The sequence below is a fragment of the Pseudomonas sp. BN607 genome, assembly GCF_029871175.1.
Taxonomy (GTDB): domain Bacteria; phylum Pseudomonadota; class Gammaproteobacteria; order Pseudomonadales; family Pseudomonadaceae; genus Aquipseudomonas.
The window spans coordinates 273,909-298,301 of the sequence record NZ_SSOE01000061.1; the positions used below are offsets into that span (position 1 = coordinate 273,909).

A 24,393-nucleotide genomic window follows, 5' to 3' on the forward strand; every position below is an offset into this window, starting at 1 on the left:
GCCAGGGTAGTCCGTCCATACAACGCCCACCCCGGGGAAGGGTTCAGTGCGATTCGAGCGAGCAGAATTAACCTTCAGGCTAATGCTTAGCAGGCTAAGCATCGGTATAGTCAGCGCATCCCCGATTAGCGAAGTGGTTAACTCGTGTCTGCACATCACTCTTTGGCTAAAGCTCGCTTGCTTGTTTCCCTGGCCATTTTGAGCGCGCTCGTAGGCAGTACAGCCCCATCCCCCTTGTACGGTCTTTATCAAGCGAACCTGCATTTCTCGTCGACAACCCTGACCTCGCTTTTTGCCGTTTACGCCATCGGCGTCTTGTTGGCATTGGCAGTCCTGGGAAGGCTTTCCGACCGCTTGGAGGATCGCCGCTGTGTCTTGGTACCGGCACTGTTTGCTGTGGCGGCAGGGTCATGGGTATTCGCATTTTCGACGGAGCTTGATGGGCTCTTCCTGGGACGCTTTTTGGCCGGGGTAGGTACGGGTGCACTTACGGGCAGCGCCAATGCGGCGCTGGTTGGTTTTGATGCTCAAGACCGCAAGCGGCATGCAGCGGTATTGGCCACCGTGTCCTTCACGTCCGGCGCAGCCTTGGGGCCGGTGCTGAGCTCAGCTGCCATCGCCGTTGATTTTTACCCTACGCTCAGTCCCTTTGTACTTAACGCTTGCCTGGCCATATTGACTGCAATTGGGTTGTGTCGCGTGCAGTGGAGCGGGGAGGTTGTGCATCACATTCCCAAAGCAAGTGACGGCAGTGAGCGCTTGACCCTCGACGAACAAATGCGAGGTAGCTGGCGGGCGTTCACTCGGATCTCATTGATCCTGGTGGTCGCATGGTCAGTTGGATCGGTTTTCGTCGCATTAGGGCCTTCGATGATCATCAGCACGCTGAGGGAGGTCTCAGCGCACAGTCATGCCTCGGCGGGTTTACTTGTTACCGCGTTCCAGGCGACAGCGGGGATAACGCAGTTCTTCTGCCGACGCGTCAGGCCTGAACTCGCCATGGGCAGTGGTGGGGCGTTGATATGCGCGGCCTGGGTGGGGTGCCTGGTCGCCTTGTACGTACATCAGCCATCAATCTTCGTACTCTTTACTGTCCTCGCAGGGGTGGGATATGGCGCGACGTTCGTGGGCGCAATGGGTGTTTTCACATCGCTTGCTCCAGGTACTCACAGAGCTGCTTTGGGATCGCTTTTCTATCTCGCAGGATATTTGGGGAGTGCGATCGGCATCATCGGTATGGGCGCGTTGGTGGATGCCTTAGGTATGGAGAACGCCTCAGCGGTAATGTTGGGGGTAGTCGCGATGTCGCTGGGGTATCTGCTAGTGGGCAAGGACAGGGTGGGTGTGCCTAAGAAGTAGCGCGCTGCGGCCCGCCAAGGCAATGCCGCTGAGGCAGGTAAACCTCACCCCGAAAATTCGGTGTCCGGGCGCTTGCAAGGCAGCAGCAAGGGCTGTGTATTTCGGTACAATTTCACCATTAGGGTGCGTAAATTCCACCCCTTTCAGCTCGGGGCTCCATAATGGCGGTTAACACGTTTGACGGAATCAGGGAGTTTGTCACCTCAGCTCAAACGCTCAGCTTTACTGCAGCAGCGCTGGAACTGGGAGTGACCAGCTCTGCAGTGGGTAAAAGTGTTACTCGCCTGGAGGCCCGACTCGGTGTGAAGCTTCTGCATCGCACGACTCGGCGTCTTATATTGACGAGTGAAGGAGAGGCATTTCTCGCCAGTTGCCTTCGGGCAATTGACGAGCTGGCAGAATCGGAAAGTTTCCTTACCACCGGCCAGCAGGAGCCCGTTGGTCGGCTGCGTGTCGATCTACCCGCTGCGTTTGGCCGCCGGCACATCTTGCCGACACTGATTGATCTTTCGGTTCGATACCACAAGCTTGATCTGTCAGTGAGCTTTAGTGAGCGGCTTGTCGATATCATCAATGAGGGGGTCGACTTGGTGGTAAGGATTGGAACGCTCAAAGATGACGGGGAGATTGTCGCGCGAAAGCTCGGTAGCCAGAGCTTGCTGATTTGCGCCACACCCAGTTACCTTGAGCGGCGCGGTGTCCCGCAGACCCGAGAAGATTTACTGTCTCACGACTGTATAGTCGGTTGGCGAAACGGCACTCGAAAAACCTGGATGCTGCTGGATGACAAAGGGCATGTCAGCGAGCAAGAGGTATGCGTGAAGCACGAGATGGGTGATGGAGAGATGTTGTTGGAGATGACACTTGCGGGGGGAGGGCTGGCGCAACTTCCAACGTGGCTCGTTCATGATCAGATCGAGCAAGGCCTCTTGATTCCCGTCCTTCAGCAGTATGAGGGGGCTGAAATGCCAATCCATGTCATCTGGCCGCGTACGCGCTACATTCAGCCCAAGGTGCGGATGATCGTCGATGCGCTCCTCGAACTTGCTCAACGGGACTCGAAAATTTTCCGTCCTGACAGATGATGCGTGACTTTCTATATGAAAAAGGCGACCCACGTTGAGGTCGCCTTTTTGTTCGCAGCGTGCGTGTTGGCCGACGCATGCCACCACGGCCAGGGACTGGGCTCAGGCAGGTTCAGCGCGCAGATGCTCTTCAGGCTGGGTTGTAGAATGGATAATCGACATATCCTTTTTCGCCACTGTTGCCGTAGAACGTCTCACGGTCAGGAGTGGCAAGGGGCCAGCCATTCTTCATGCGCTCAACTAGATCAGGGTTGGCGATGAAGGGGCGGCCAAAGGCGATTAAATCGAGCTCGCCCGCCTCCAGAGCGGCTTCAGCGGATTCGCGATCAAACCCTCCCGCCGCAATGAGCGTGCCTCGGTACGATGCTCTGAATTGCTTGGCGAATCCTTCAGGCATCCGTTCCGCACCGATGGTCAGTTGGTCGCTCAAATGCACATACGCGATGTTTCGCTTTTGCAGCTCGGCCGCAACCGTTACCCATGTCTCGGCTTCATCTTCAAATGGCGCCATGTCAAAAAGCCGTCCGAATGGGGAGATACGTACGCCCACTTTCTCTCGGCCAATTTCTGCCGCGACTGCATCGATGGTTTCGAGGAGAAGCCTGATTCGATTTTGGATCGAGCCTCCATACTCATCAGTACGGTCGTTCACAGTTGGATTGATGAACTGCTCGAATAAGTATCCATTGGCGCCATGGATTTCAATACCGTCGAATCCGGCTTCCATCGCCCTGCATGCAGCACGGACGAAATCGCCTTTGATGTCAGCAATTTCAGGGACCGTCAGGGCCCGCGGCTTACTGGCCTGGATCGGGCCAGGCTGATGATTTTCATCGTAGGCGTATGCGTTGGAGTTAGCTGCCAGCTTCGCACTCGACGAGACAGGCGCTTCACCGTTTGGTTGCAAGGTGGTGTGTGATACACGGCCCACATGCCACAACTGGGCGAAAATGCAGCCCTGTTTCTGGTGAACGGCTGCGTTGACCCTTTTCCATCCTTCGACTTGTTCTTGCGTATACAACCCAGGGTTGAACAGGTATCCCCGCCCTTGCACCGAAACGGGTACACCTTCGGTGATGATCAGTCCGGCACCAGCGCGCTGCTGGTAGTACAGCACAGTCAGGTCATCGGGAACTGTCGTTTCGGCGCGTGCGCGCGTCATGGGGGCCATGACCACGCGGTTTTTCAAGCTGAGGCCTGACAAGGTATAGGGCGTGAAAAGCATGCTCATTAGGATCCTCTCTAGGGAGCGCTCCGATGCGCTGATCAGGGAAATATACGCGGGATATCGCTGCTGATAACTGCTCCCCGATTCCAGGCATTATGGACTCAGCTTCCAGAATAAGGCGTTGTCCTGCGGGTTCACCGCCTGTAGCCTGAAATGCGGTGTATATCCAGCCGTCCTGATGAGAACCGCCGCCTGCTGAGGGAAGTTCGATTGTCTACTGTGCGTACCGATTTTGACCCCATCCGCCTGCGTTGCCTTGATCTTAATAAGTTGGTCGTTTTCATGGTTGTTCACCGCTCGAAAAGTGCGAGCTGTGCAGCGCTTATGCTCGGTGTCACTCAGCCTGCTATTAGCAATACGCTCAGGGATCTAAGAACGTTTTTTGGTGATGAACTTTTTGTCCGACGAGGCAGGCAATTGCACGCCACTTCGCACGCTAACGCGATTGCCGGGCACCTCGAGCGCTCGTTGAGCCTGTTGGGTGAAGCACTTGGTAAGTTCTCAGCCTCGCCTCGCTGAGTGCACACCCAGCGTCGCCCCTAAACGCCCTGATCGATTCATAAAATGAATCGGTCAGGCGCATTTTTGCAATAGTTGCACAGGGCTGATCGGGGGTATTGTCGGCTGCATCACACCTGGGCTTGTGCATCTGCGGGTCAGCGAATGTTAACAAGCGGTTCGTTTCGATGAAGGCTTGTAGGTGGTGAGTATTTGGCGTAACTGCCGGTGATGGGATTGCATGAGAGCCATACCTCCTACCATGAATGATCTTGCCTACGCTGACCTGAACCTGAACGCCCTTAAACGGGAAGCGATCTGTAAAAACAAGCGTGTTGTAGTCAAGGGTACCTCCTTTAGGTTGCTCTCGCTTCTCGTCATTAACGCCAATCATATTGTCAGCCGCCAAAGTATCTTCAAGGATGTGTGGGGTTTTAATTTCGACCCGGGAACCAAGCGCATAGAAGTGCAGCTCAACTACCTGCGTAAAACGTTGCGACTATTGGGTTCCACTGCTGTCATCGAAACGCACCGTGGTAAAGGCCTCAGGCTGGTCGAGCATTCATGATCTGTTTCTCCAGGCCGGAATAAGCAACGCCTTGTTTTGGCTCAGTCCTTTTTCGCAGCGCTGCCCAGGAAGACGTCATCACTTACCGGCTCCAGCCAATCCACTGCCTTCCCCTCCAGCAACTCATTGATCGCGATGTGCTGCAATGCCGTGGTGTCGGTCGCACCGTGCCAATGACGTCGGCCACAATTGCACCAGATAAGATCGCCGGTTCGGATCTCGGTCTTAGGCCCATCTTCGCATTGCGTCCAACCTACGCCATCGGTGACCAGCAAGGCTTGGCCGAGAGGGTGGCTGTGCCAGTGAGTACGAGCGCCCGGCTCAAAGTTGACCACTGCAATACCAATGCGCGCAGGGGCTGGAGCGGTGAAGACGCAGTCAATGCGCACGCGTCCGGTGAACCACTCAGCAGGCCCTTGGATCGCCTTGGTCGAGCCAGCACGGTGAATTTGCATGTCGGCGTTGGGAAGCCTGTTATCTGTCATGGTGGTCAAATCTCTCGAAAACGGATTGAGGGAACTGTACCGAGCGCGGTTTAATTCGATAATTAGCAAAATCCAGAAGTCGGTTTGAAGCTGAGCTTAACAATGAAGACAGGCAATCTGAGCGATCTAGTGGTCTTCGTGGCGGTGGCCAGGGAGCGCAATTTCACCCGGGCGGCGGCATGGTTGGGTGTGTCACCCTCAGCCGTTAGCCAGACGATACGGGGCCTGGAGGAGCGTCTCGGCGTTCGGCTCCTCACCCGCAGCACCCGGAGCGTCACGTGAACGGAGGCGGGGGACCGATTACTACGCGATATCGCGCCACTGTTGGATCAAATCAATGGTCACCTTGGTGCGCTGTCAGCGTTCGGGCAACACCCGTCAGGGACGGTGCGCATTACTGCCGACGAGTACGCCGTCCGGCACGTGCTTTGGCCAAAGCTGCGACCCGTGATTGAGTCCTACCCAGATATCGCGATTGAATTGATGACGGATTATGGTCTGACTGACATCGTTGCCGCCCGATTTGACGCGGGTGTACGTTTGGGCGGGATCATTGATGCCGACATGGTGGCTGTGCCCATTGGGCCGCCCATGCGCATGGTTACACTAGCCTCACCCGACTACCTGAAGCGTTACGGCGCACCCCGGCGACCTGAAGAGCTGATAACCCATCGTTGCATCAACTTGCGCTTGCCTACGCACGGCGGCGTCTATCCATGGGAGTTCACCCGCGATGGCAGCGAGTTTCGTGTTCGCGTGCAAGGGCCCCTGATCATGAACAGCTCGCTGCAGATACTCGATGCCTGTCTGGCTGGGGTCGGGCTGGCCCAGGTTACCGATGCGCACGCGCAGGAATACCTCAACAGCGGCGCGCTTGAAGAGGTATTGGCGGACTGGTCAGAAATGTTCCCTGGCTATCACCTCTATTACCCCACACGCCGACAGCAAACGGCGGCGTTCAGGGTAGTCCTGGACGCGCTGCGCAGGGAATAGTTGCGGCCGTGACGTCTGCATTTCCGACAGCTCATCAGCGTCCGAAAAACTTCATCCGGACTTCGCCGTCCTCGAGCACTTGAGCCAGACCAATGGGTTTTTTGATCTTGCCGATTCAGTCAGGGTCGTTGAAGGTTCGCAGCGTCAAATGGCGCAACTCCCCCTCCGGCGAAACTGGGGCACCAACTCCAGCTTTGATGAGAATCGATTGAGCATCTCCTACCCTTTGTCTTTGCTGTAAACGCTCCTCCAAGCGGGCGTCTTCAAGCGGACTTTGATGGGGCCTGCTCAGCCAATGCAGCATGTGAATGTAGCTCCGGTACGGTGCACCCAAGCGCTAAATCGCATCACCTTGTACTCGGTTGAGATCGGGGGTTAGTGAAATAATGACCGCGCATCTTCCCCCAGAATTTCATGCCAGAAAAACACATTTCCCTTTCGCCTGTTTTTTTTTGCATGTAGCGCGGATAGCCTGCCACTACCAACTCCATAAATCTAAAAAAGGTAGATGCTCATGCAACCTGGCGACCATGCCTTGCCTAGCCAAAAATCCAAGATCCTCTGGCGCGTAGCGGCCATCGCAACCATGGGTTCTCTCGCCTTCGGTTACGACACGGGTGTGATCTCGGGTGCCCTCCCATTCATGACCCTAGATCCGAGTGAAGGTGGACTCGGTCTGACACCAGTCACTGAAGGTGCGGTTGCATCTTCTCTGATTTTCGGTGGTGCAGTAGGTGCGTTCGCTGCTGGTCAGCTAGCTGATCGTTATGGTCGTCTGCTTGTTCTCAAGCTCTTGGCGCTGCTGTTCGCTTTCGGTGCAATTGGTAGCGCCCTGGCCCCAAGCATCTGGGCCATGATCATGATTCGCTTCGCCCTGGGCATCGCTGTCGGTGGTGCATCTTCGATTGTTCCAGTCTTCATTGCAGAGCTCGCAGGCCCGAAGCATCGAGGCCGCCTAGTCTGCCAGAGTGAGCTGATGATCGTTTCTGGTCAATGTCTGGCCTATATCTCCAGTGCCATCCTGGCCCACCTTTTCGAAAACCCTGCCATTTGGCGCTACATGCTGGCGATTGCCTTGATACCAGCAGCGCTGCTGTACATGGGCACCAACTTCGTTCCGACTTCTCCTCGCTGGTTGGTTACCAAAGGCCGCGTGGATGAGGCCCGAAAAGTGCTTCTCGGTCTGCGTGACACCGAGAAAGAGACTGACCAAGAAGTTAAAGAAATCGTCGAGCAGTGCAGCTATGAGCGTACTCATACCAGCATCGTTAGCAAGCTGAGTGAGCCATGGCTGATCAAGCTGCTCCTGGTAGGTAGCGGTCTGGGCTTCGTGATTCAGGCTACCGGTGTCAACGCCTTCATGTACTACACGCCAAGCATCCTCAAGGCTACTGGTATGGGCACCAGCGCTGCTCTGGTGGCAACCATCGGTAACGGCGTGATCTCTGTCGTTGCATGCATGATCGGCATGTGGGCCATTAACCGGATGGGCCGTCGCCCGATGCTGCTCTTGGGGCTCGCTGTCGTAGTTCTGACTCAGATCTTCCTGGGCGTCGTTATCAACTTCATGCCGGGCTCTCTCACTCAGAGCTACCTGGCGCTGTCTGGTATTCTTGTCTTCCTCTTCTTCATGCAAATGTGCATTGGCCCGGTGTACTGGGTTCTGATGTCTGAAATCTTCCCGACTCACTCTCGCGGTGTCATGAATGGTATTGCGGTCGGACTGTTCTGGATTTTCAACGCCATCGTTGCGTTCGTGTTCCCAATTGCACTGAACTACTTCGGCGGCATGACCTTCTTTTTATTCGCTGTGGTGAACGTCTTCTCGATCATTTTCTGTATGCGTTTCGTTCCAGAAACGAAGGGTCTTTCCCTGGAAGAGATTGAGCGACTCATGGAGCGCCGCTTTGGGGGCAAGGCCAGCCTGGGAGAACAGGCCAGAGTGAAGGCCACTGCCGGTGCTTCGTGGTGATCTGATCAGGTAGTTGATTCACAGTGATGCTACCAGGACGGTAGCATCACTTGATTAAGCCCCAGTTGGTCTCATTCCAATATCTAAAAACCTAATTCTAATTGCGCGCTTCGATGCCTAGTGCATGGAGGTACGCTCGTCCGCGTGCGATTGAAGCAGTGAAGCTTCTGCTTAATAAGCTTGCACTTTGTTAAAATAATAAAAGTAGGAGAGTGTATGTCAGTCGTTTATCTTCATCCCGTAAATCCACGTGTTCTGCTTGGCGTCTCAGTTTTGGGTTTGATCGGCTTGATATCGGATCATGTTAGGGCAGATGAAAAATTTGATGCCTCAAACTATATGACTGGTGATTGGGGAGGTCTGCGTTCTGAGCTCCATGACAAAGGGGCAGACTTCACCGTTGAGTATGTGGGGGAGGCAGCAGCAAATCTGCATGGTGGGTACAATAAGGACAAGACAGCGCGTTACACCGACCAGGTTGCTCTGGGCACAACGCTGGACTTGAACAAGCTCGCTGGATGGCAGGGCGCCAAATTCCAGTTGATGGTCACCGAGCGCAGTGGCCGTAATCTCGCAGGCGACCGCATCGGAGATCCTCGTGCCGGCATGCTCAGCTCTACCCAAGAGGTTTATGGTCGAGGTCAGACCTGGCGCCTTACGCAAATGTGGTTGAGCCAGGAGCTTCTGGACGGTGACCTCGATGTGAAATTCGGGCGCTTCGGCGAAGGTGAGGACTTCAACACCTTCCCCTGCGATTTCCAGAACAACGCCTTCTGCGGTGCCCAGGTGGCGAACTGGGCGGGCTCCGTTTGGTACAACTGGCCTGTAAGCCAGTGGGCTGCGCGTGTGAAATACAAGATCACGCCAGAGGTCTATGCGCAGGTGGGGGCCTTTGAGGTCAACTCTTCCTACCTTGAGACCGGCAATGGCTTCAAGCTAAGCGGCAGTGGTGCTGAGGGGGCCTTGTTCCCTGTAGAGCTGGTCTGGACACCGAAGGTAAATGGCCTGCCAGGCGAATATCGAGCCGGGTATTACTACAGCAATGCGAAGGCTGACGATGTCTTCGACGGCGCCGACGGCCAGCCACAGCCGGTCTCAGGCGGAGCATTCCAGAGCCACGGCAGCAAGCACGGCTCATGGATAGTCATCCAGCAACAGCTGACGTCTCGCGGTGGCTCCACTGATCGCGGTCTGTCTGTCTTCTTCAATGCCACAATGCACGATAAGGAAACCAACTTGGTCGACAATTTCGTTCAGGCAGGTGTTTCGTATAAGGGCCCGTTCGACTCACGTCCGAAGGACGACTTCGGTTTCGGCGTCGCACGTATCCACGTCAACCCAGCGGTCGCCAAGCACGCCAGCCTCACTAACCAGCTCGCGGGCATCAATAACTTCGAAAACCCGGCGTTCATGCCCGTCCGTGATACCGAATACGATGCCGAGATCTACTACGGTTTTGCCGTAACGCCTTGGCTCACCCTCAGGCCGAACCTTCAATACATCCGTCACCCGGGTGGTGTGGATGAGGTCGACAGTGCAGTGGTTGCAGGCTTGAAGATGGCGGTTAAGTTCTAAGCCGATTCAAGAGCGCCAAGCCCGACATCAATGTCGGGCTTTTTTTGGGCTACGAGTTGTGAGCAGTGTCACATGAGGCTGCATGTAGAGAACCAACAGGCAATAAAAAGCCCGTTGATTGGACGGGCTCCTGTCACGTGGGTTTAGCCTACGTAGTCGACCTGGTACCGATGGGTACGCAGGTTGCCCAGGGCCTCTTTCACGCGGATGTGGGCGGGGTGGGTTGCGTAGTCCTGGAGCGCCTGAACCGACTCGAACTCCGAATACAGCACGACATGGCATGCGTAGTCGATTTTGCTGAAGTCGACACCGATTTCGAGAAGCTTGAGGCCTGGGATCTCGTGTCGGATCGACTCGAACTCGCTCTTCACTTTGTGAATGTTATCGGTGCGTTCTTGTTCGCTGTCACCGCGTAAATTCCACATGACAATGTGTTTTACAGGTTGCATGTTGGTGCTCCAGAGAAGGGCAAAGCCCGAGCAGTCGTGCTCGGGCTGTAGTGGAATTTCTTATCGGGTGACTGGGTTCAGAACGAAGTCAAAGTCGAGGGTGTAGTACGGGGAATCTACTTGTTGGCCGTAGGGGTCGAGGCCAGGCTGATGCTCCACCCAGTCCGCGATGAGCGAAGAGCGGACACCGAATACGGCGTCGGAGTCTAGGTACTCACCCTGCTCACGGAAGACGTGGGTTACTAGGCGCTCATGGTTCGGCGAGATGATCATGAAGTGCAGGTGCGCCGGTCTCCACGGGTGGCGGTCTAGCGCCTGCAGCATTTTGCCTACCGGGCCATCGTGGGGAATCGGATAGCACTCAGGAACGATGGTTTTGAAGTGGTAGAGGCCTTGGCTGTCGGCCTGCAGCACCGCGCGGCCCTGATAGGTCTCCTGGCCGAGCTCGGGTTTCTGGACATCGTAGAAGCCGGCGTCGTCAGCTTGCCATACCTCGATGACTGCGTGAGGCACTGGGTTCCCATCGATGTCCTTAATCGAGCCACGCACATACCACGGCACGCCCGGCAAACCATCGCTGATGTCGGCGCCGAGATCGTACTGCGGGGCATTCTGCACGTGGAATGGGCCGAACACGGTGGCTTCAGTGCAGCCGTCTGGCTTCTTGTGATTCTGTGCCGTCACGAGGGTGGACAGGCCCAGCGTGTCCGAGAGAAGGATGAATTCCTGGCGCGTCGGAGAACAGATCTGGCCCACTGCGGTCAGGAATTCTATGCCTTTCTCCCACTCGGGCTCGGTGAGTTTTGTCTCACGAGCGAAAGCGTGAAGGTGCTGAACCAGGCTGGTCATGATCTCGCGCAGGCGCGCGTCATCAGCGTTGGCGTTTCGAGTCAAAACGGCCTGGGTAATAGTGTGTTCGTCCAGATTTCTCATTGGTTGCCCCTGGTTCCTTCTTTCTTGTAATCGGCGATGTCGGGGGGTTCCCCAGCATTTTCGAATTGGTGTAACTACGCTAAAGTGCTTCCCAGTGGAATAAAATACTGACAATGAAATTCTTTGTTTCACCTGTGAAAAACTGAGAGGCATCCCGTGGATCGCTACACCGAGATAGAGCTCTTCGTTCAAACAGCAGAGCTGGGAACGCTGAGCAAGGCCGCTGAAAAATTGGACATCTCCAATGCTGCAGCGAGCCGACACCTGGCAGCGCTCGAGAGTCGGCTTCGAGTGCGTCTGGTCGACCGAAATACTCGGCGCTTAGCGTTGACCAACGCGGGGCATGATTTTTACGGGCGTTGTAAGGCCTTGCTTGCTGAATGGGCTGAGGCCGAAGCATCGGTGAATGCGGCGTTGGTCGAGCCCACCGGTACCCTGACTATCACGGCGACGATTTCCTTCTCCATGCTCCACCTAGCGCCTCTGGTGCCGGCATTTAAGCGTCTGTACCCAGGTATCAAGGTGAAGATCATCGGTGCCAACCGGTACTACGACATCATGGATACCGAGATTGACCTCGCTATTCGTACCCGAGAATTTGAGGCTGACTCCAACATCACGATTCGGCGCTTGGCGGAAACACGGAGAGTGCTTGCAGCATCACCGTCATACCTGGCCCAACGTGGGTATCCAAAAACAGTGGCCGACCTCGAGAATCACGACCTGCTTATTTACAGCCACGCCAATCATCCCAACTCGATGGAGTTCACCAAGGGGGAGGAGAGGGCTTCGGTCAAGATTCAGCCTTCAATGGAGTCGAACGACGGGCAGATAGTTAGAGCTGCGGCGCTTGCCGGTGCAGGAATTTTGGTGCAGCCCAAGTACATCATCTACGACGACTTGGTTGCCGGCAGATTGCTCCCTGTTCTTGATGACTGGGATTTGCCGCGATTGACGATCAACCTTGCCTTCCAGGATCGTCGCTACATGCCTGCGAAGACCCGACTGTTCATCGATTTCCTGCTAGAGCATTTCAAGAAGGAAGGCTACGAGCGGTATTGGACGAGGTAAAAAAGACCCACTCAACCCCCCGCACGAGGATTGAGTGGGTTAAGGCAAATCCGCAACTTAAACTGGGCGGTTACCTTCATAAGCGTTCTGAAGCAGCTCGCGGATCGCACCACGTTCGATTGGGCGAGGGTTCCAGTAAGGGTTGGCCAGCGCAATTTCAGTAGCGCGATCCATGTCGGCTTCGTTGACGCCCAAGGATTTCAACGCCAGGGGCGCACCCAAGGACTTGGACAGGTCGTACAGCGCTTGGCCTGCCGAGGCAGATTTCCCACCCAGGGCCCGAACGATGCGGGCAGCCGCATCAGGTGCTGCTTCTGAGTTGTAGGAAATAGCGTGCGGCAGCACGATAGTGTGCGTTGGTGCGTGAGGCAGGTTGAAGCTGCCGCCCAGGGTGTGGCAGAGCTTGTGGTGAAGCGCCATCCCGACGTTGCCCAGGACGGTGCTGCACAGCCAGGCGCCGTACAGACAGTCCGAGCGAGCATCCAGATCTTCCGGATTCTCGAGAATCAGCTTCAGGCCTTCGGCCATTGCGCGGATGCCTTCTTCAGCGATGAGCGACATCACAGGGTTACCGTCCTGTGCGTACAGACCTTCTGCTGCGTGCGCGATGGCGTTCATACCACTGGTTACGGACAGTTCGACTGGCAAAGTCGCCGACAGCTCAGGGTCATAGATGACGGTCTTCGGCAGAACGCGCACATCTTTGCCCGTCCGCTTGATGCCGTTTTCAGTCAGGCCATAAACCGAGGTCATCTCCGAACCGGCGTAGGTGGTCGGGATAGCAAGAATTGGCAGGCCGGATTCCAGGGCAATCGCTTTACCCAGGCCGGTGGTAGAGCCGCCGCCGATGGCCACTGCGCAGTCAGCCCCTAGTTCTTGAGCGACCTGGCGGGCCTCTCGAGCAGTTTCAATTGGGACGTGCATGACGGCTTTGTCGAAGATGCCGGCAGCGCGAGAGCCCAAGATGTCGGCGATGCGTTCTGCCTGGCTACGCTGTTCTGGAGTCGAGAGTACCAACGCACGGCGCGATCCCAGGTGATCAATTTCAGCTTCGAGTTGCTGAAGAGAGCCTTTTCCGAAGATGACGCGGGAAGGAAGACCGGTGTAGGTGAAATTCGCGATAGCCACGGGTTCTAGTCCTATTGTTGTTGACTGCAAATGGCAGCAGGCTGAGCGCTGCAGATGAATTACGGTGCGCTACTTGATCGGGGTGGGCTGGTAGGCCAGGAACTTCCACTCGCCACCCAATGACGCCCATATGGAAAGGGTCCGGTTATTCAGCGTTTTGTGTGTGCCGCCGGCTACGATCTCACCGGCCATTCGACCATGCACAATCGCAACGTTGCCGAGGACTTGAATGTTGTCGATTGGGACGTCGAGGTTGAGGTACTGGTAGTAGCCGTCCCTGCACTTGGCCACGTAGCTCGACAGCGAGTCGACGACACCTGTGGAGTGGGTATAGGTGAGGCCCGGGTGGGAGAGGGCGATAAAGGTATCGATATCGCCCTCAAGCATGGCGCGATATCGACGACCTTCCAGATCATGAATGTGAGATCTGATCTCTTCGGTGATGTGGATCATGCTGGGCTGACCTGAATCCTGTGCGTGGTCGGGTCAGCGTATATTTACCGTTATCGGTTAAAAACCGATTTCCGGGAAATCTTTATTTCACCTGTGAAAAACTGCCTACTTAGTCCAAAGGCGCTCGTAGTCGTTTTTCCGGAACCGTTCCGCCAAGGCTTCAATGAACAGCCGCACTTTTGCAGGCATGTGCCGGCGTGTCTGAAAGGCGATGTTCATGGTGAGGCGTGGAAGATCCCAGTCGTCCAACACCGAGACGAGTTCTCCACGCTCCAGGTGATCCTGCACGATGTATTTCGGCTGGATCAAAATCCCGAGATCATCGAGTGCTGCCTTCAATACAAACTGGCCGTCATTGGCAGAAATGAAAGATCTCACATTCACTGTCGCGTTTTCATCACGCCGCTTGAATGGCAGCTCGGTCGGGTTGATCGCATAGTCGTAGACCAGCATTTTGTGGCGGATAAGATCCATCGGATGCTTGGGAGTGCCGTTCTTCTCGAGGTAAGCGGGGGAGGCGGCGAGGATCCTACGGGTTTCTGCCAGGCGCCTGATCGTGAGGTTGTTATCTGCTTCGAACTGCCTGGTGCGGATGGCGACGTCTACGTTGTTTTCCATCACGTCCAGGTATCGGTTGGCAGCGATCACGTCGACACTGATCTCGGGGTAGCGCCGAGTGAACTCAGGAAGCAGCGGTTCGATGTGAAGCAGGCAGAATGAAAGGGAGGCAGTAACCCGGAGCACACCACGTGGCTGCACTACCGCGTCCCTGGCCACGCTCTCGGCTTCTTTCAGGTCTGCCATCACAGACCTGGTGCGCCTGTAGAACTCCTCTCCCACCTCGGTGAGTGACAGTTGCCTTGTTGTGCGCTGCACAAGGCGAACACCCAACCTCGTTTCCAAAGCGATTAGGTGCCGGCTTGCCGCAGAGACAGACAATCCAAGTCGCTCGGCTGCCTTGCTGATGCTGCCTGCCTCGGCCACTTGGATAAAAAACTCGACTTCTTTGAACGGATCCACGCGATTCTCCCGCTAGGTGGGAAGCTGTATCCCGATCTTACGGGTTTTTTCCTTCCATGGGAGAAATTAGACTCACCTCAACGTCACAAAAACAAGAATTGGTACAAACCATGAGACGCCAAGCCCAAGCTTCGTGCACTTCATATTTTCGCGGTCAGCCGTTCCGAGGCTTCCGCTCGTCCTTCTTGTTGCTCGACCTCAACAACTCTCATCTTCCTGAACGCCTTACCCAGCTTCCCGTGGGCGGTATTCACCTGGATGGAGCTTCGTGCTTCGCGAACACCGTTCGCTTTTCCCTCGTAATTTGAGTGATTCGACATGCCTAGTAATCAAGTTGATCTGATCGCCTCCTACTGGACTATCGCAGGTGACACCTACCCAGGTGCGCAGAGTGAAATCAGTCCTTACACCTTGCAGGAACGCGCCGAAGCAGCTTCCAAAGCCGGCTGGCGGGGCATGGGGTTGGTGTACTCCGACATCGTTCACTCCATCGAAAAACTTGGGCTGCCAACCGTTCGCCAGATTTTCCAGGACAACGGCATGAAGCACCTGGAGGTCGAGTTTCTGATCGACTGGCACCTGGCTTGCGAGCGTCGTTCGGTGTCGGATCGTATGTGCAAAGAGCTGCTTGACATCGCTGCAGATGTCGGCGCCACTCGCCTGAAATGTGCGGCAGGGCTCTTTGAAGAGGGCGATGTAGATGTGCCTCTGATGCGTGACTCGTTCGCAATCCTGTGCGACAAGGCTGCTGAGTACAACGTCAACGTAGCTATCGAGTTTCTGCCGTTCTCCAGCGTTAACACCATCGATAAGGCGCTGGCTGTATCCGAGGGCGTTCGCCCTAACGGTGGCCTGATGGTCGATAGCTGGCACATCGCTCGTGGTGGAATGGGCTTTGATGAGATCAGCAAGATTCCTCTTGAGCTGATCAAAGGCGTCGAGATCGATGACGCTGACCTGGCCTTGGTCGGTGATGTGTTCAACGACTCCACCCACCACCGTAAATGCTGCGGTGAGGGGCAGCTGGATCTCCCGCACTTCGTTCAGGCAATTCTCGACACCGGCTATCGCGGCCCATGGGGTGTGGAGCTCATCTCGGCTGAGCTGCGCAAGCTGCCCTTGGATGTCGTGGCCAAGCGTGCCTTCGACTCGACGATGGCCCAATTCGTACAGGCGCGCTTCTGAGCCCGCGTTTAACCATCACTTTAAGAACAACGAGGAATTCATCATGGTTGGAATTGCAGTTCTGGGCGCAGGCCGTATCGGTAAAATTCACGCAGCCAACGTTGCCGCAAACCCAAATGCTCGTCTGATCGCTGTGGCCGATCCCTATGCTTCCGCAGCTCAGTCCCTGGCCGGCGCTCTGGGTGCTGACGCGATGACCGATTGCGAAGCCGCAATCGACCGCAATGACGTTGACGCCATCGTCATCGGTACCCCAACCAATACCCACATCCAGCTGATGATGCGTGCGGTTCGCCAGGGTAAAGCTGTTTTGTGCGAAAAGCCGATTGATCTGGATCTGCTGAAAAGCCAGGCAGCCGTCGAAGAAATCGAAGGCCTGAACGGTCGCGTTATGCTGGCCTTCAACCGCCGTTTCGAAACCACCTTCGCAGCGATGCGTGAAGCGATCATCGCCGGTGAAATCGGTGAAGTGCGCCAGGTCATCATCTCCAGCCGCGACCCTGGCCTCGCTCCAGAAGATTACATTCAACACAGCGGCGGTATCTTCCGCGACATGACCATCCATGACTTGGATATCGGTCGCTGGCTGCTGGGTGAAGAGCCGGTGGAAATCACCGCCATGGGTAGCCGTTTGGTCGACTCCCCCCTGATGGAAAAGTACGACGACTACGACACCGCGATGGTGCACATGAAGACCGCCAGCGGTAAGCAGTGCCACATCAACAACTGCCGTCAGGCCGTCTACGGCTACGACCAGCGTATCGAAGTCTTCGGCTCCAAAGGCATGCTGCTCCAAGACAACCTGCGCCCAACTACCATGCGCCGCTGGACTCAGGAAGCAACTGACTCCCGTGAGCCGCTGCTGAACTTCTTCCTGGAGCGCTACCAGCAGGCCTACAAATCCGAACTGGACGCTTTTGTTGCAGCTCTGGTGCAAGAGAAGCCGCTGCCGGTTACCCCGTTTGACGGCCTCCAGGCCCTGCGCCTGGCTGATGCTTGTGTCGAGTCCGTAAGCACTGGTCGCGCTGTAAAGCTTTGATTGACGACGGGCGCCTTCGGGCGCCCGATTTCGTGAGATAGGAGAACAACAATGTCGCTGAATCTGAATGGCAAACCACTGGGCGTCGCTTGCCTGGGCATCACCCACCCGCATACTTCGGGACGCGTCAAAGCCTTCAAGCGTATCCCAGGCGTTCGCTTCCTCGGCGCTTATGACGATAGCCCGCTGTTGCAGCCGTTCGTTGATGCGCTTGAGCTCGAGGCTCGCACCAAGGACGAAATCCTGGCCGACCCTGATGTTCACGTAGTGCTGGTTCACCCGAAGAGCTACCTGATGGCCGATTGGGCAATTGAAGCCCTGGAAGCAGGTAAGGCTGTGCTGTGTGAGAAACCAGCCGGTCGTGGGCCGCAGGACACCCAGCGCATCGTCGAGGCCGTTGAGCGTACCGGTGGTCTGTTCCAGGTCGGCTACTGCTGGAGGTTCGCTCCTTCGGTGGAAAAAATGCAGAAGGTTCTCGACAACGGAGAGATCGGCAAGGTACTTCAAGTACGTGCCCACGCCGGCTGCTCCCATGATGAAGCTGATACCAACCACATGAAGCAGCCAGGTGACCGTGGCGGTGCGTTCTATGTGATTGGTTGCCACACCATCGACCGGATCCTCCTGCACTTCGGCATGCCGCGCTCCGTTAACGCCCGCATTAGCAAGTTCGCTGGCCAGATGAGCGATTCTGCTCGTGAAGATGCGGCTGCTGCTGTTCTGAACTACGACGACAAGATGGTCACCATCGACTTCATGTCGTGGGATCCGATGCCGTGGACTGAAACCTGGGACATCACGGCCTACGGTACCCATGGCGTGATGCATTCCACTCCAATGCCGGCGTCCTACAAGCTGTACCACGACGGCAAAAACGGCCATCCGCAAGGTTGGACTCACTGGAACGAAACCAGCTTCCCTGAAATCTGGGCTGTGCGCAAAACCGTGTACTCCCCCGAGATCGCTGAAATCGGTAATCCGGTGTACTTCGACCGTGAAGCTGCGGCGTTCGTCCAGGCCTTGCAGAACGGTACACCGTCGCAAGTGCCAGCTAGCCAGGCTCACAACATCAACATCCTGCTGGAGGCAATTTTCGAGTCCTCCGATAAAGCAGGTCAGGAAGTTAAGCTCGGCTAAGTAGTTAGTCGCGCCACCTTGCTGTACCGCCCCCGCAATGGGGGCGGTTCTGAGTAAAAAGAAAAATAATGGCTACAGTAATAGGTGAAAGTTATGAACAAGTTCATGAGGCTTGCTGCGACTCTGTGCGTGGCGATTGCGGTTGTCGGCTGCTCGAAGAAAGAAGAAAGCACTAAAGGTTTGATCGGTATTTCAATGCCCTCTAAAGCTGAGGCGCGTTGGACTTCCGATGGCCAAAGCATGGTGGATGCGCTTACCAAGCTTGGCTACAAAACCGATATTCAATATGCCCAGTACGAAGTTTCCACTCAGTTGTCCCAGCTGGAAAACCTGTTGGTAAAAGGTGTCAAGGGATTGATCATCGCTCCTATCGATGGTACCACGATGACGGACTTGCTTCGCCAGGCCAAGGAAAAGGGCATCACGGTCATTTCCTATGACCGTCTTATCCGAAACTCCAAAGACTTCGACTACTACGCTACTTTCGACAACTATAAAACTGGCGTGCTCCAGGGGGAGTCCATTGTCAGTGCCTTGAAGTTGAACGAAGGTACCGGGCCATTCAATTTCGAAATCTTCGCGGGCTCCACTGACGACAACAACGCTCATGTCGTCTACGCCGGGGTGATGTCCGTTCTGCAGCCTTACATCGATAGCGGCAAGCTCGTGATCCGTAGCGGGCAGGTCAAGCTCGACCAGGTCGCCACGCTGAACTGGGATGGGGCACTTGCCCAGTCCCGGATGGACAACATTCTCAGCGCCTTCTACGGCAAATCTCATCTCGATGCCGTGCTTGCGATGAACGACCAGCTCGCGGTGGGTGTGGTCTCTTCGCTGAGGGGGGTCGGCTACGGTAGCGGCGGCAACCCGATGCCTGTCGTGACGGGCCAGGATGCGGAAATTCCTAGCGTGAAGGCGATCATCCGGGGTGACCAGCATTCGACCGTGTTCAAGGACACTCGCGCCTTGGCTGAAGCTGCAGCCGTGATGATGGACAGCTCTCTTCAAGGCAAGGATGTGCTGGTAAACGACACCACCTCGTATAACAACGGCTCCATGGTCGTTCCTACCCAGCTTCTCTCTCCAGTTTCCGTAGAAGCCAAGGATGTGCAGAAGGTTCTGGTCGATTCCGGCTACTACACCAAAGACCGTCTGCAGTAATTGCCCAATGTCAGCGGCTCGGTCTCCGGGCCGCTTTTGAGATAGGAGGAGAGCCATGTCACCTCATCTTCTTGACATGCGCGGCATTCAAAAAAGTTTTGGCCAGGTTAAAGCCCTCACCAGTGTGAATCTTCAGGTGGGCAAGGGTGAAATCCACGCCATTTGCGGTGAGAACGGCGCTGGGAAATCCACCCTGATGAAGATCCTGAGTGGTGTCTATCCTGCCGGAAGTTACGATGGGGCGATAAGTTTTGACGGTGAGGTACGCCAGTTCAGCGACCTGCGTGACAGCGAGGCCTTGGGGATCTGCATCATCCACCAGGAGCTTGCGCTTGTGCCGATGCTCTCGATCACTGAAAACCTTTTCCTTGGCCACGAAGTTGCTACCAGGGGAGTTATCGACTGGTCGCTTGCACATCGCAAAGCGAAGGTTTTGCTGGAGAAAGTAGGCCTGGAGGTTTCGCCCCAGACCCGTGTAAACCAACTGGGCATCGGACAGCAGCAACTCGTCGAGATTGCAAAAGCGCTCGGCAAGGACGTTCGCCTTTTGATCCTTGATGAGCCTACCGCCAGCCTCAATGAGAAGGATAGCGAGCGGCTTCTGGAGCTCATGCTCGAGCTGAAAGCGAAGGACATCACGTCAATCATCATCTCCCACAAGCTCAACGAAATATCACGTGTAGCGGACGGGGTTACGGTCATCCGGGACGGGACGACGGTCGACGTCATTGACTGTCGTGAGTCGCCGTTGAGCGAAAACCGAGTCGTCCAGGCAATGGTTGGTCGTGAGCTGGCTGACCGTTACCCGAGCAGAGAGCCAAACCTCGGCGAGAAGCAGCTTGAGGTGGAAAACTGGTCGGTAGAGCATCCGGAGCGCCCGGGCGAGGACTTCATTCGCAACGTGAGTTTCTATGCTCGCAAAGGTGAGGTGGTGGGTATCGCAGGCCTCATGGGCTCTGGTCGTACAGAACTCGCAATGAGCATTTTTGGTGGTTCTTTCGGCAAGAACATTCGAGGAACCGTTCGCCTGAATGGGCAGGAGCTTCGCGTGCGCAGTGTGCGTGAAGCCATTGATAACGGCATCGCCTACGCCACCGAAGATCGCAAGGGCGCTGGGCTATTGCTGGCCGATGGCATCGGTCGGAACGTAAGCCTGGCCAGTCTGAAATCCCTGGCACGCCGGTGGATCATCAACGAAACCGAGGAGCTCGGTGTTGGTGATGGCTACAAGAAGACCCTGCGCATTCGAAGCCCCGATCTTCGCCAGCCTGTAGAGCGTCTCTCTGGGGGCAACCAACAGAAGGTGGTGCTCGCGAAATGGCTGTTCTCCGACCCCGAAGTCCTGATCTTGGATGAACCCACCAGGGGTATCGACGTGGGTGCCAAGTACGAGATCTATGGGGTGGTTAACCAGGTAGTGGCGAAAGGCAAGACTGTGATCATGATCTCTTCGGAGATGCCCGAACTGCTCGGCACCTGCGACCGGATCTATGTGATGAACGAGGGACGGTTCGTCGGGGAGTTCCCAATCAAAGAGGCGTCTCAGGAGCGAATCATGCACGCCATCATGAAAAATGAGGTGATCCAATGACTGATGTCATCGCCCCTGTGGCGGCAAAACCGAGCTTGCTTCCTGCTATCAAACGAGGCGCCCGCGAGTACGGGTTGTTGAGCTCTTTGCTCGTCATCATCGTATTCTTCCAAATCGCCACGGGCGGCGCATTGCTCCAGCCTCTCAACCTGACCAACCTGATCTTGCAGAACAGCTACATCGTGGTCATGGCCTTGGGCATGCTCATGGTCATAGTCTGCGGTCACATCGATTTATCAGTTGGCTCCATCGTTGGGGTAATCGGTTCGATAGCAGCTGTGTTGATGGTGCAGTACCAGTTCGACTTCATCACGGTATCACTGCTTTGCTTGTTCATCGGCGGCCTCATAGGTGCTGCGCAAGGCTACTGGGTGGCGTTCTGGGGAATGCCCTCATTCATCGTGACACTGGGCGGCATGCTGATCTTCCGTGGGGCCACCATCGCCATTGGTGAAGGGCAATCGATTGGGCCATTCCCAGCAGAGTTCGTCGCCCTCAGCGCGGGCTTCCTGCCTGACCCCTTCCAAGGCCAAGGTCTCAAAGTCACCTCTCTGGTGCTCGGTGTATTGGTAGTTGCGTGCTTCCTTTGGATTGAATGGCGTGCTCGTAGGAGGGTCAGCAAAGCTGGTGGGGAGGTTATGCCCCTGTCTTTGTTTGCGCTCAAACATGGAATCCTGGGTGGCGCCATCATCGCCTTCTGCTTCATGTTGGCGACTTACCGAGGGCTTCCTACCGTACTGGTCATCATGTGTGCACTCATCGGCCTGTACACGTTCATCATGAATCGGACGGTGATCGGGCGTTGGATCTACGCAGTGGGCGGTAACCTGAAGGCCTCGAAGCTTTCCGGTATCAACACCGCCCGAGTGACCTTCTTCACCTTTGTGAACATGGGCGTACTGGCTGCTGTGGCGGGCCTGATCTTCGCGGCACGCCTGAACAGCGCAACGCCCCGTGCCGGCAGCGGTTTCGAGCTGGACGTCATTGCTGCCGTATTCATCGGGGGAGCCTCGGCATCCGGTGGGGTAGGGAAGGTAATGGGCGTGGTGATCGGTGCCTTCATCATGGGGGTGCTGAACAACGGCATGTCGATCATGGGCATCGGCGTTGACTACCAGCAAATGATTAAGGGGGCAGTATTGCTGGCCGCCGTGTTCGTAGACGTGTACCAGAAGAACAGGGCGTAGAGGCTCAAATCTGATGGAAAAATCCCGGCTATTGAGCCGGGATTTTTTTCTGCTGTGTAGTGGCGGAAAAGCTAGTAGCCGTGGTTAGGCCCTGAGCTCCGGATACGCCAAAAGCGACTGCTTGCAGAGTCTGGCAACGTCCTCTGTCGCCATATTTTGGTTCAGCACAGAGAAAACCTCTGGCCCGACATCATTCAGGCCACCGATCTTGTGCAGACCGGAGACAATGTCTGCCAGTGGGAAGTTACCGGTGCCAGGCCACATGCGTTCAAAGCAATCGGCCTCCAGGGTCACGCCGGATTTCAACGGATGGATGCCATCGCAGATCTGCACGCAGTGAATCGAGCTGCCTGGAATCGTTGCCAGAGTCTCGAGCTTGGATTCACTGCGAACGAAATGGAGCGTATCGAGCACAAGGCCGCCGTTAGGGGCACCGGCACGCTCGACGATCTCCCAGCCCTGTTCAAGAGACGTCACTCCCCACATAGGGATAGGTTCAAGGTCGCAAACTATGCCTTCCTCGTGGGCCAGACGGCAGATCTCGGCGTAGTGCGAGACCAGTTCATCCAGTGCATAGGCATTGGCTGTGAATGTAGCGTTCAAGCTCATATGGGTGCAGCCAAGCTCGCTCGCGATCTCGAAAAATTCCAGGGTAGTAGTCGAGTGATCCGAGATGAAGCTGTCATCCATGTTATTGGGGTGCCAATTAGGATTCCATGTGCAGAGAGGATCCAGGCGGCTGATCTTGATCCCGTTATCCTCAGCGATCAGTCGCATGTTCTGAATGGAAAGACCGGATGCCGCGATCCTGGCCACCTCCTGTGGTTGGATAGCAAGTTCGTGGAAACCCGCCAACCGAGTAGCTCTTACCTTGTCCGGGAAGGGCAGGTGGAGGACATTAGAAAACGGCATGGTGAATGTCAGGCCGGGCTTCAGGTCTTCTTCTCTGTGCGTCATCCGCGCATCTCAACATAAAACCCCAATGTATTCGCGCGGTTCAGGGGATGTAAGGGCTGGATTTGGAAAACAATTTTCCACAAACGGCATGGAACAACCCGCCTGGCTATGCGCAGCGAAGTCCTTGCTTAGGGTGTGTGTTATCCTCGGCTCGAACACTTTCATGCCTAGTTCTCGGCTTGCGCGTCTACCGACGAAGCCTGCGGGCATCATGCTCGGAGCTGTCTGTAGATCATGGCAAAGCCCTTCACTACCCTTGATGACGTAGCTAAAGCTGCTGGGATGTCACGTGCTCAGGTGTCGAGGGCGCTTCGAGGGGATCCTGGTGTTCGGCCTGAAACGCGTGAGCGGATCGATCAGATTGCTTCTGAGCTCGAGTATCGTCCGAACCTGGCTGCTCGGAGTTTAGTCTCCGCCCGATCATCCATCGTTGGGTTGGTGATCGGAGACCCCAACAACGCTTTCCATATCCAGTTGGCCCAGTCGGTCGACAAGAGATTGCTGGCTGCGGGCTTCGAACCTGTCACTTCCCTACGGCCGGTTGAAGGTAATTCAGCAGCTTTCGAGATAGAAAGGTTGCTGACGCTTCGAGCAGCCGGGGTGATCCTCCTGGGTACTCCGCATCATCCCAAGGTCATTGGCGAGATCGCCGATAAGCTCCCTTGCGTTTTTATTGGAAGCAAACGGGTCGCTCACAAAAAAGTCATCTCAATCGCGGTCGATGACCAGACGGGAGTGCGCCTTGCGATGGATCATCTGTTCGCATTGGGGCACCGAAGAATTGCTCACCTGGCAGGGGGGCGCGAGCCTTCCTCCAAAGACCGGGCAAGGTTCTACTGTGAAATCATGAAGGCTGCTGGTTTGAATCCGATCCTGATCAGAGGCGAGCACAATGCCGCGTTCGGTAGGCGAGGAGTGGATGCGCTGTTTGCCCGGGATGAGCGTCCAAGCGCCATCTTCGCCTCGAACGACTTCATCGCTTTGGGTGTTCTGGACAGGTTGAAGGGCATGGGGTTAAGCGTCCCATCTGACGTATCGGTTGTCGGTTTTGATGACATTCCTGATGCGGAAAACAGCCTCTTCTCGCTGACGACTTTAAAGCAGGATACAGATGCCCAGGCCCAGGCAGCTGTTGTGGCCTTGCAGGCGATGTTGGCGGGCAATGCTACCCATCCCCGCCGTGTGGACATGCCGGTCACTCTCATAACTCGAAAGTCAACTGGGCCAAGCTCAGGCTAAGCGGGTAGCCCCGTGACTGTCCGAGATGCAAATAATTCTCATCTTTTGATGTGCGTCACATTGACTCACTTTGTTACAGG

At 55.9% G+C, this 24,393-nt stretch carries 22 protein-coding genes and 2 pseudogenes; 16 read left to right on the forward strand and 8 right to left on the reverse strand.

What is annotated here, in order from left to right:
- Positions 1–144: 144 nt before the first annotated feature.
- Complete coding sequence (locus tag E8E68_RS19105; RefSeq protein ID WP_280343779.1) at positions 145–1,359, forward strand: MFS transporter; 1,215 nt, start codon at positions 145–147, stop codon at positions 1,357–1,359.
- A 161-nt stretch (positions 1,360–1,520) separates the two neighbouring features.
- Entirely contained in the window at positions 1,521–2,444 is a 924-nt protein-coding gene (locus E8E68_RS19110; RefSeq protein WP_108078684.1) for a LysR family transcriptional regulator, read from the forward strand.
- A gap of 130 nt (positions 2,445–2,574) precedes the next feature.
- On the opposite strand, the gene E8E68_RS19115 is transcribed toward E8E68_RS19110, so the two are convergent.
- Positions 2,575–3,675 (reverse strand): alkene reductase, encoded by a 1,101-nt coding sequence (locus E8E68_RS19115; protein WP_280343784.1) that lies wholly within the window; start codon positions 3,673–3,675, stop codon positions 2,575–2,577.
- A 150-nt stretch (positions 3,676–3,825) separates the two neighbouring features.
- On the opposite strand from E8E68_RS19115, the gene E8E68_RS19120 reads away from it, so the two are divergent.
- Together E8E68_RS19120 and E8E68_RS19125 are read left to right on the forward strand one after the other, a co-directional pair.
- A complete protein-coding gene (locus E8E68_RS19120) occupies positions 3,826–4,191 on the forward strand; it encodes a LysR family transcriptional regulator (protein WP_266031895.1) in 366 nt (121 codons plus the stop codon).
- A 241-nt stretch (positions 4,192–4,432) separates the two neighbouring features.
- Positions 4,433–4,738, forward strand: a complete 306-nt coding sequence (locus E8E68_RS19125; protein ID WP_266031896.1) for a winged helix-turn-helix domain-containing protein — start codon at positions 4,433–4,435, stop codon at positions 4,736–4,738.
- Positions 4,739–4,779: 41 nt separating this feature from the next.
- Here the strand turns inward: E8E68_RS19125 and E8E68_RS19130 are convergent, their stop codons facing one another.
- A complete protein-coding gene (locus E8E68_RS19130) occupies positions 4,780–5,223 on the reverse strand; it encodes a cupin domain-containing protein (RefSeq protein ID WP_110743175.1) in 444 nt (147 codons plus the stop codon).
- A gap of 102 nt (positions 5,224–5,325) precedes the next feature.
- Here E8E68_RS19130 and E8E68_RS19135 point away from each other — a divergent pair.
- The 4 genes and pseudogenes from E8E68_RS19135 to E8E68_RS19150 all read left to right on the forward strand — a co-directional run bounded on the left by E8E68_RS19135 (position 5,326) and on the right by E8E68_RS19150 (position 9,763).
- A pseudogene (locus E8E68_RS19135) lies at positions 5,326–6,216 on the forward strand (LysR family transcriptional regulator).
- 113 nt (positions 6,217–6,329) lie between these two features.
- A pseudogene (locus tag E8E68_RS19140) lies at positions 6,330–6,457 on the forward strand (OprD family outer membrane porin); the annotation flags it as partial.
- A 267-nt stretch (positions 6,458–6,724) separates the two neighbouring features.
- Positions 6,725–8,188: a sugar porter family MFS transporter gene (locus E8E68_RS19145; RefSeq protein WP_266031897.1), complete on the forward strand. Its 1,464-nt coding sequence runs from the start codon at positions 6,725–6,727 to the stop codon at positions 8,186–8,188.
- A gap of 216 nt (positions 8,189–8,404) precedes the next feature.
- Positions 8,405–9,763, forward strand: coding sequence for a carbohydrate porin (locus tag E8E68_RS19150; RefSeq protein ID WP_266031898.1), 1,359 nt, complete (start codon positions 8,405–8,407; stop codon positions 9,761–9,763).
- 143 nt (positions 9,764–9,906) lie between these two features.
- Here the strand turns inward: E8E68_RS19150 and E8E68_RS19155 are convergent, their stop codons facing one another.
- Positions 9,907–10,212: a Dabb family protein gene (locus E8E68_RS19155; RefSeq protein WP_004576104.1), complete on the reverse strand. Its 306-nt coding sequence runs from the start codon at positions 10,210–10,212 to the stop codon at positions 9,907–9,909.
- Between the two features lie 60 nt (positions 10,213–10,272).
- Positions 10,273–11,145: an intradiol ring-cleavage dioxygenase gene (locus E8E68_RS19160; protein WP_266031899.1), complete on the reverse strand. Its 873-nt coding sequence runs from the start codon at positions 11,143–11,145 to the stop codon at positions 10,273–10,275.
- 156 nt (positions 11,146–11,301) lie between these two features.
- On the opposite strand from E8E68_RS19160, the gene E8E68_RS19165 reads away from it, so the two are divergent.
- The gene (locus tag E8E68_RS19165) at positions 11,302–12,216 is read left to right on the forward strand and encodes a LysR family transcriptional regulator (RefSeq protein ID WP_266031900.1); all 915 of its coding nucleotides are present in this window, start codon (positions 11,302–11,304) and stop codon (positions 12,214–12,216) included.
- A gap of 57 nt (positions 12,217–12,273) precedes the next feature.
- Here the strand turns inward: E8E68_RS19165 and E8E68_RS19170 are convergent, their stop codons facing one another.
- The 3 genes from E8E68_RS19170 to E8E68_RS19180 all read right to left on the reverse strand — a co-directional run bounded on the left by E8E68_RS19170 (position 12,274) and on the right by E8E68_RS19180 (position 14,817).
- Positions 12,274–13,344, reverse strand: coding sequence for a maleylacetate reductase (locus E8E68_RS19170; protein WP_266031901.1), 1,071 nt, complete (start codon positions 13,342–13,344; stop codon positions 12,274–12,276).
- 69 nt (positions 13,345–13,413) lie between these two features.
- Positions 13,414–13,797: a nuclear transport factor 2 family protein gene (locus E8E68_RS19175; protein WP_197898951.1), complete on the reverse strand. Its 384-nt coding sequence runs from the start codon at positions 13,795–13,797 to the stop codon at positions 13,414–13,416.
- A gap of 105 nt (positions 13,798–13,902) precedes the next feature.
- A complete protein-coding gene (locus E8E68_RS19180) occupies positions 13,903–14,817 on the reverse strand; it encodes a LysR family transcriptional regulator (protein WP_266031902.1) in 915 nt (304 codons plus the stop codon).
- Positions 14,818–15,135: 318 nt separating this feature from the next.
- Between E8E68_RS19180 and E8E68_RS19185 the strand changes: the two genes are divergently transcribed.
- The 6 genes from E8E68_RS19185 to mmsB all read left to right on the forward strand — a co-directional run bounded on the left by E8E68_RS19185 (position 15,136) and on the right by mmsB (position 22,117).
- The gene (locus E8E68_RS19185) at positions 15,136–16,002 is read left to right on the forward strand and encodes a sugar phosphate isomerase/epimerase family protein (RefSeq protein ID WP_280343799.1); all 867 of its coding nucleotides are present in this window, start codon (positions 15,136–15,138) and stop codon (positions 16,000–16,002) included.
- Between the two features lie 43 nt (positions 16,003–16,045).
- Entirely contained in the window at positions 16,046–17,041 is a 996-nt protein-coding gene (gene iolG, locus E8E68_RS19190; RefSeq protein WP_004576112.1) for an inositol 2-dehydrogenase, read from the forward strand.
- Positions 17,042–17,092: 51 nt separating this feature from the next.
- Entirely contained in the window at positions 17,093–18,178 is a 1,086-nt protein-coding gene (locus E8E68_RS19195; protein WP_280343802.1) for a Gfo/Idh/MocA family oxidoreductase, read from the forward strand.
- A 93-nt stretch (positions 18,179–18,271) separates the two neighbouring features.
- A complete protein-coding gene (gene chvE, locus E8E68_RS19200) occupies positions 18,272–19,339 on the forward strand; it encodes a multiple monosaccharide ABC transporter substrate-binding protein (protein ID WP_280343804.1) in 1,068 nt (355 codons plus the stop codon).
- Between the two features lie 55 nt (positions 19,340–19,394).
- Positions 19,395–20,930, forward strand: coding sequence for a multiple monosaccharide ABC transporter ATP-binding protein (gene mmsA / locus E8E68_RS19205; protein ID WP_280343807.1), 1,536 nt, complete (start codon positions 19,395–19,397; stop codon positions 20,928–20,930).
- Positions 20,927–22,117, forward strand: coding sequence for a multiple monosaccharide ABC transporter permease (mmsB, locus tag E8E68_RS19210; RefSeq protein ID WP_266031907.1), 1,191 nt, complete (start codon positions 20,927–20,929; stop codon positions 22,115–22,117). The genes mmsA and mmsB overlap by 4 nt, the downstream gene beginning before the upstream one ends.
- Positions 22,118–22,201: 84 nt before the next feature.
- Here mmsB and E8E68_RS19215 read toward each other — a convergent pair whose 3' ends face one another.
- Positions 22,202–23,074 (reverse strand): sugar phosphate isomerase/epimerase family protein, encoded by an 873-nt coding sequence (locus E8E68_RS19215; RefSeq protein WP_266031908.1) that lies wholly within the window; start codon positions 23,072–23,074, stop codon positions 22,202–22,204.
- Between the two features lie 234 nt (positions 23,075–23,308).
- On the opposite strand from E8E68_RS19215, the gene E8E68_RS19220 reads away from it, so the two are divergent.
- Positions 23,309–24,313 carry a LacI family DNA-binding transcriptional regulator gene (locus E8E68_RS19220; RefSeq protein WP_266031909.1) on the forward strand — a complete coding sequence of 335 codons (1,005 nt, stop codon included), beginning with the start codon at positions 23,309–23,311 and terminating at the stop codon, positions 24,311–24,313.
- Positions 24,314–24,393: the final 80 nt, after the last annotated feature.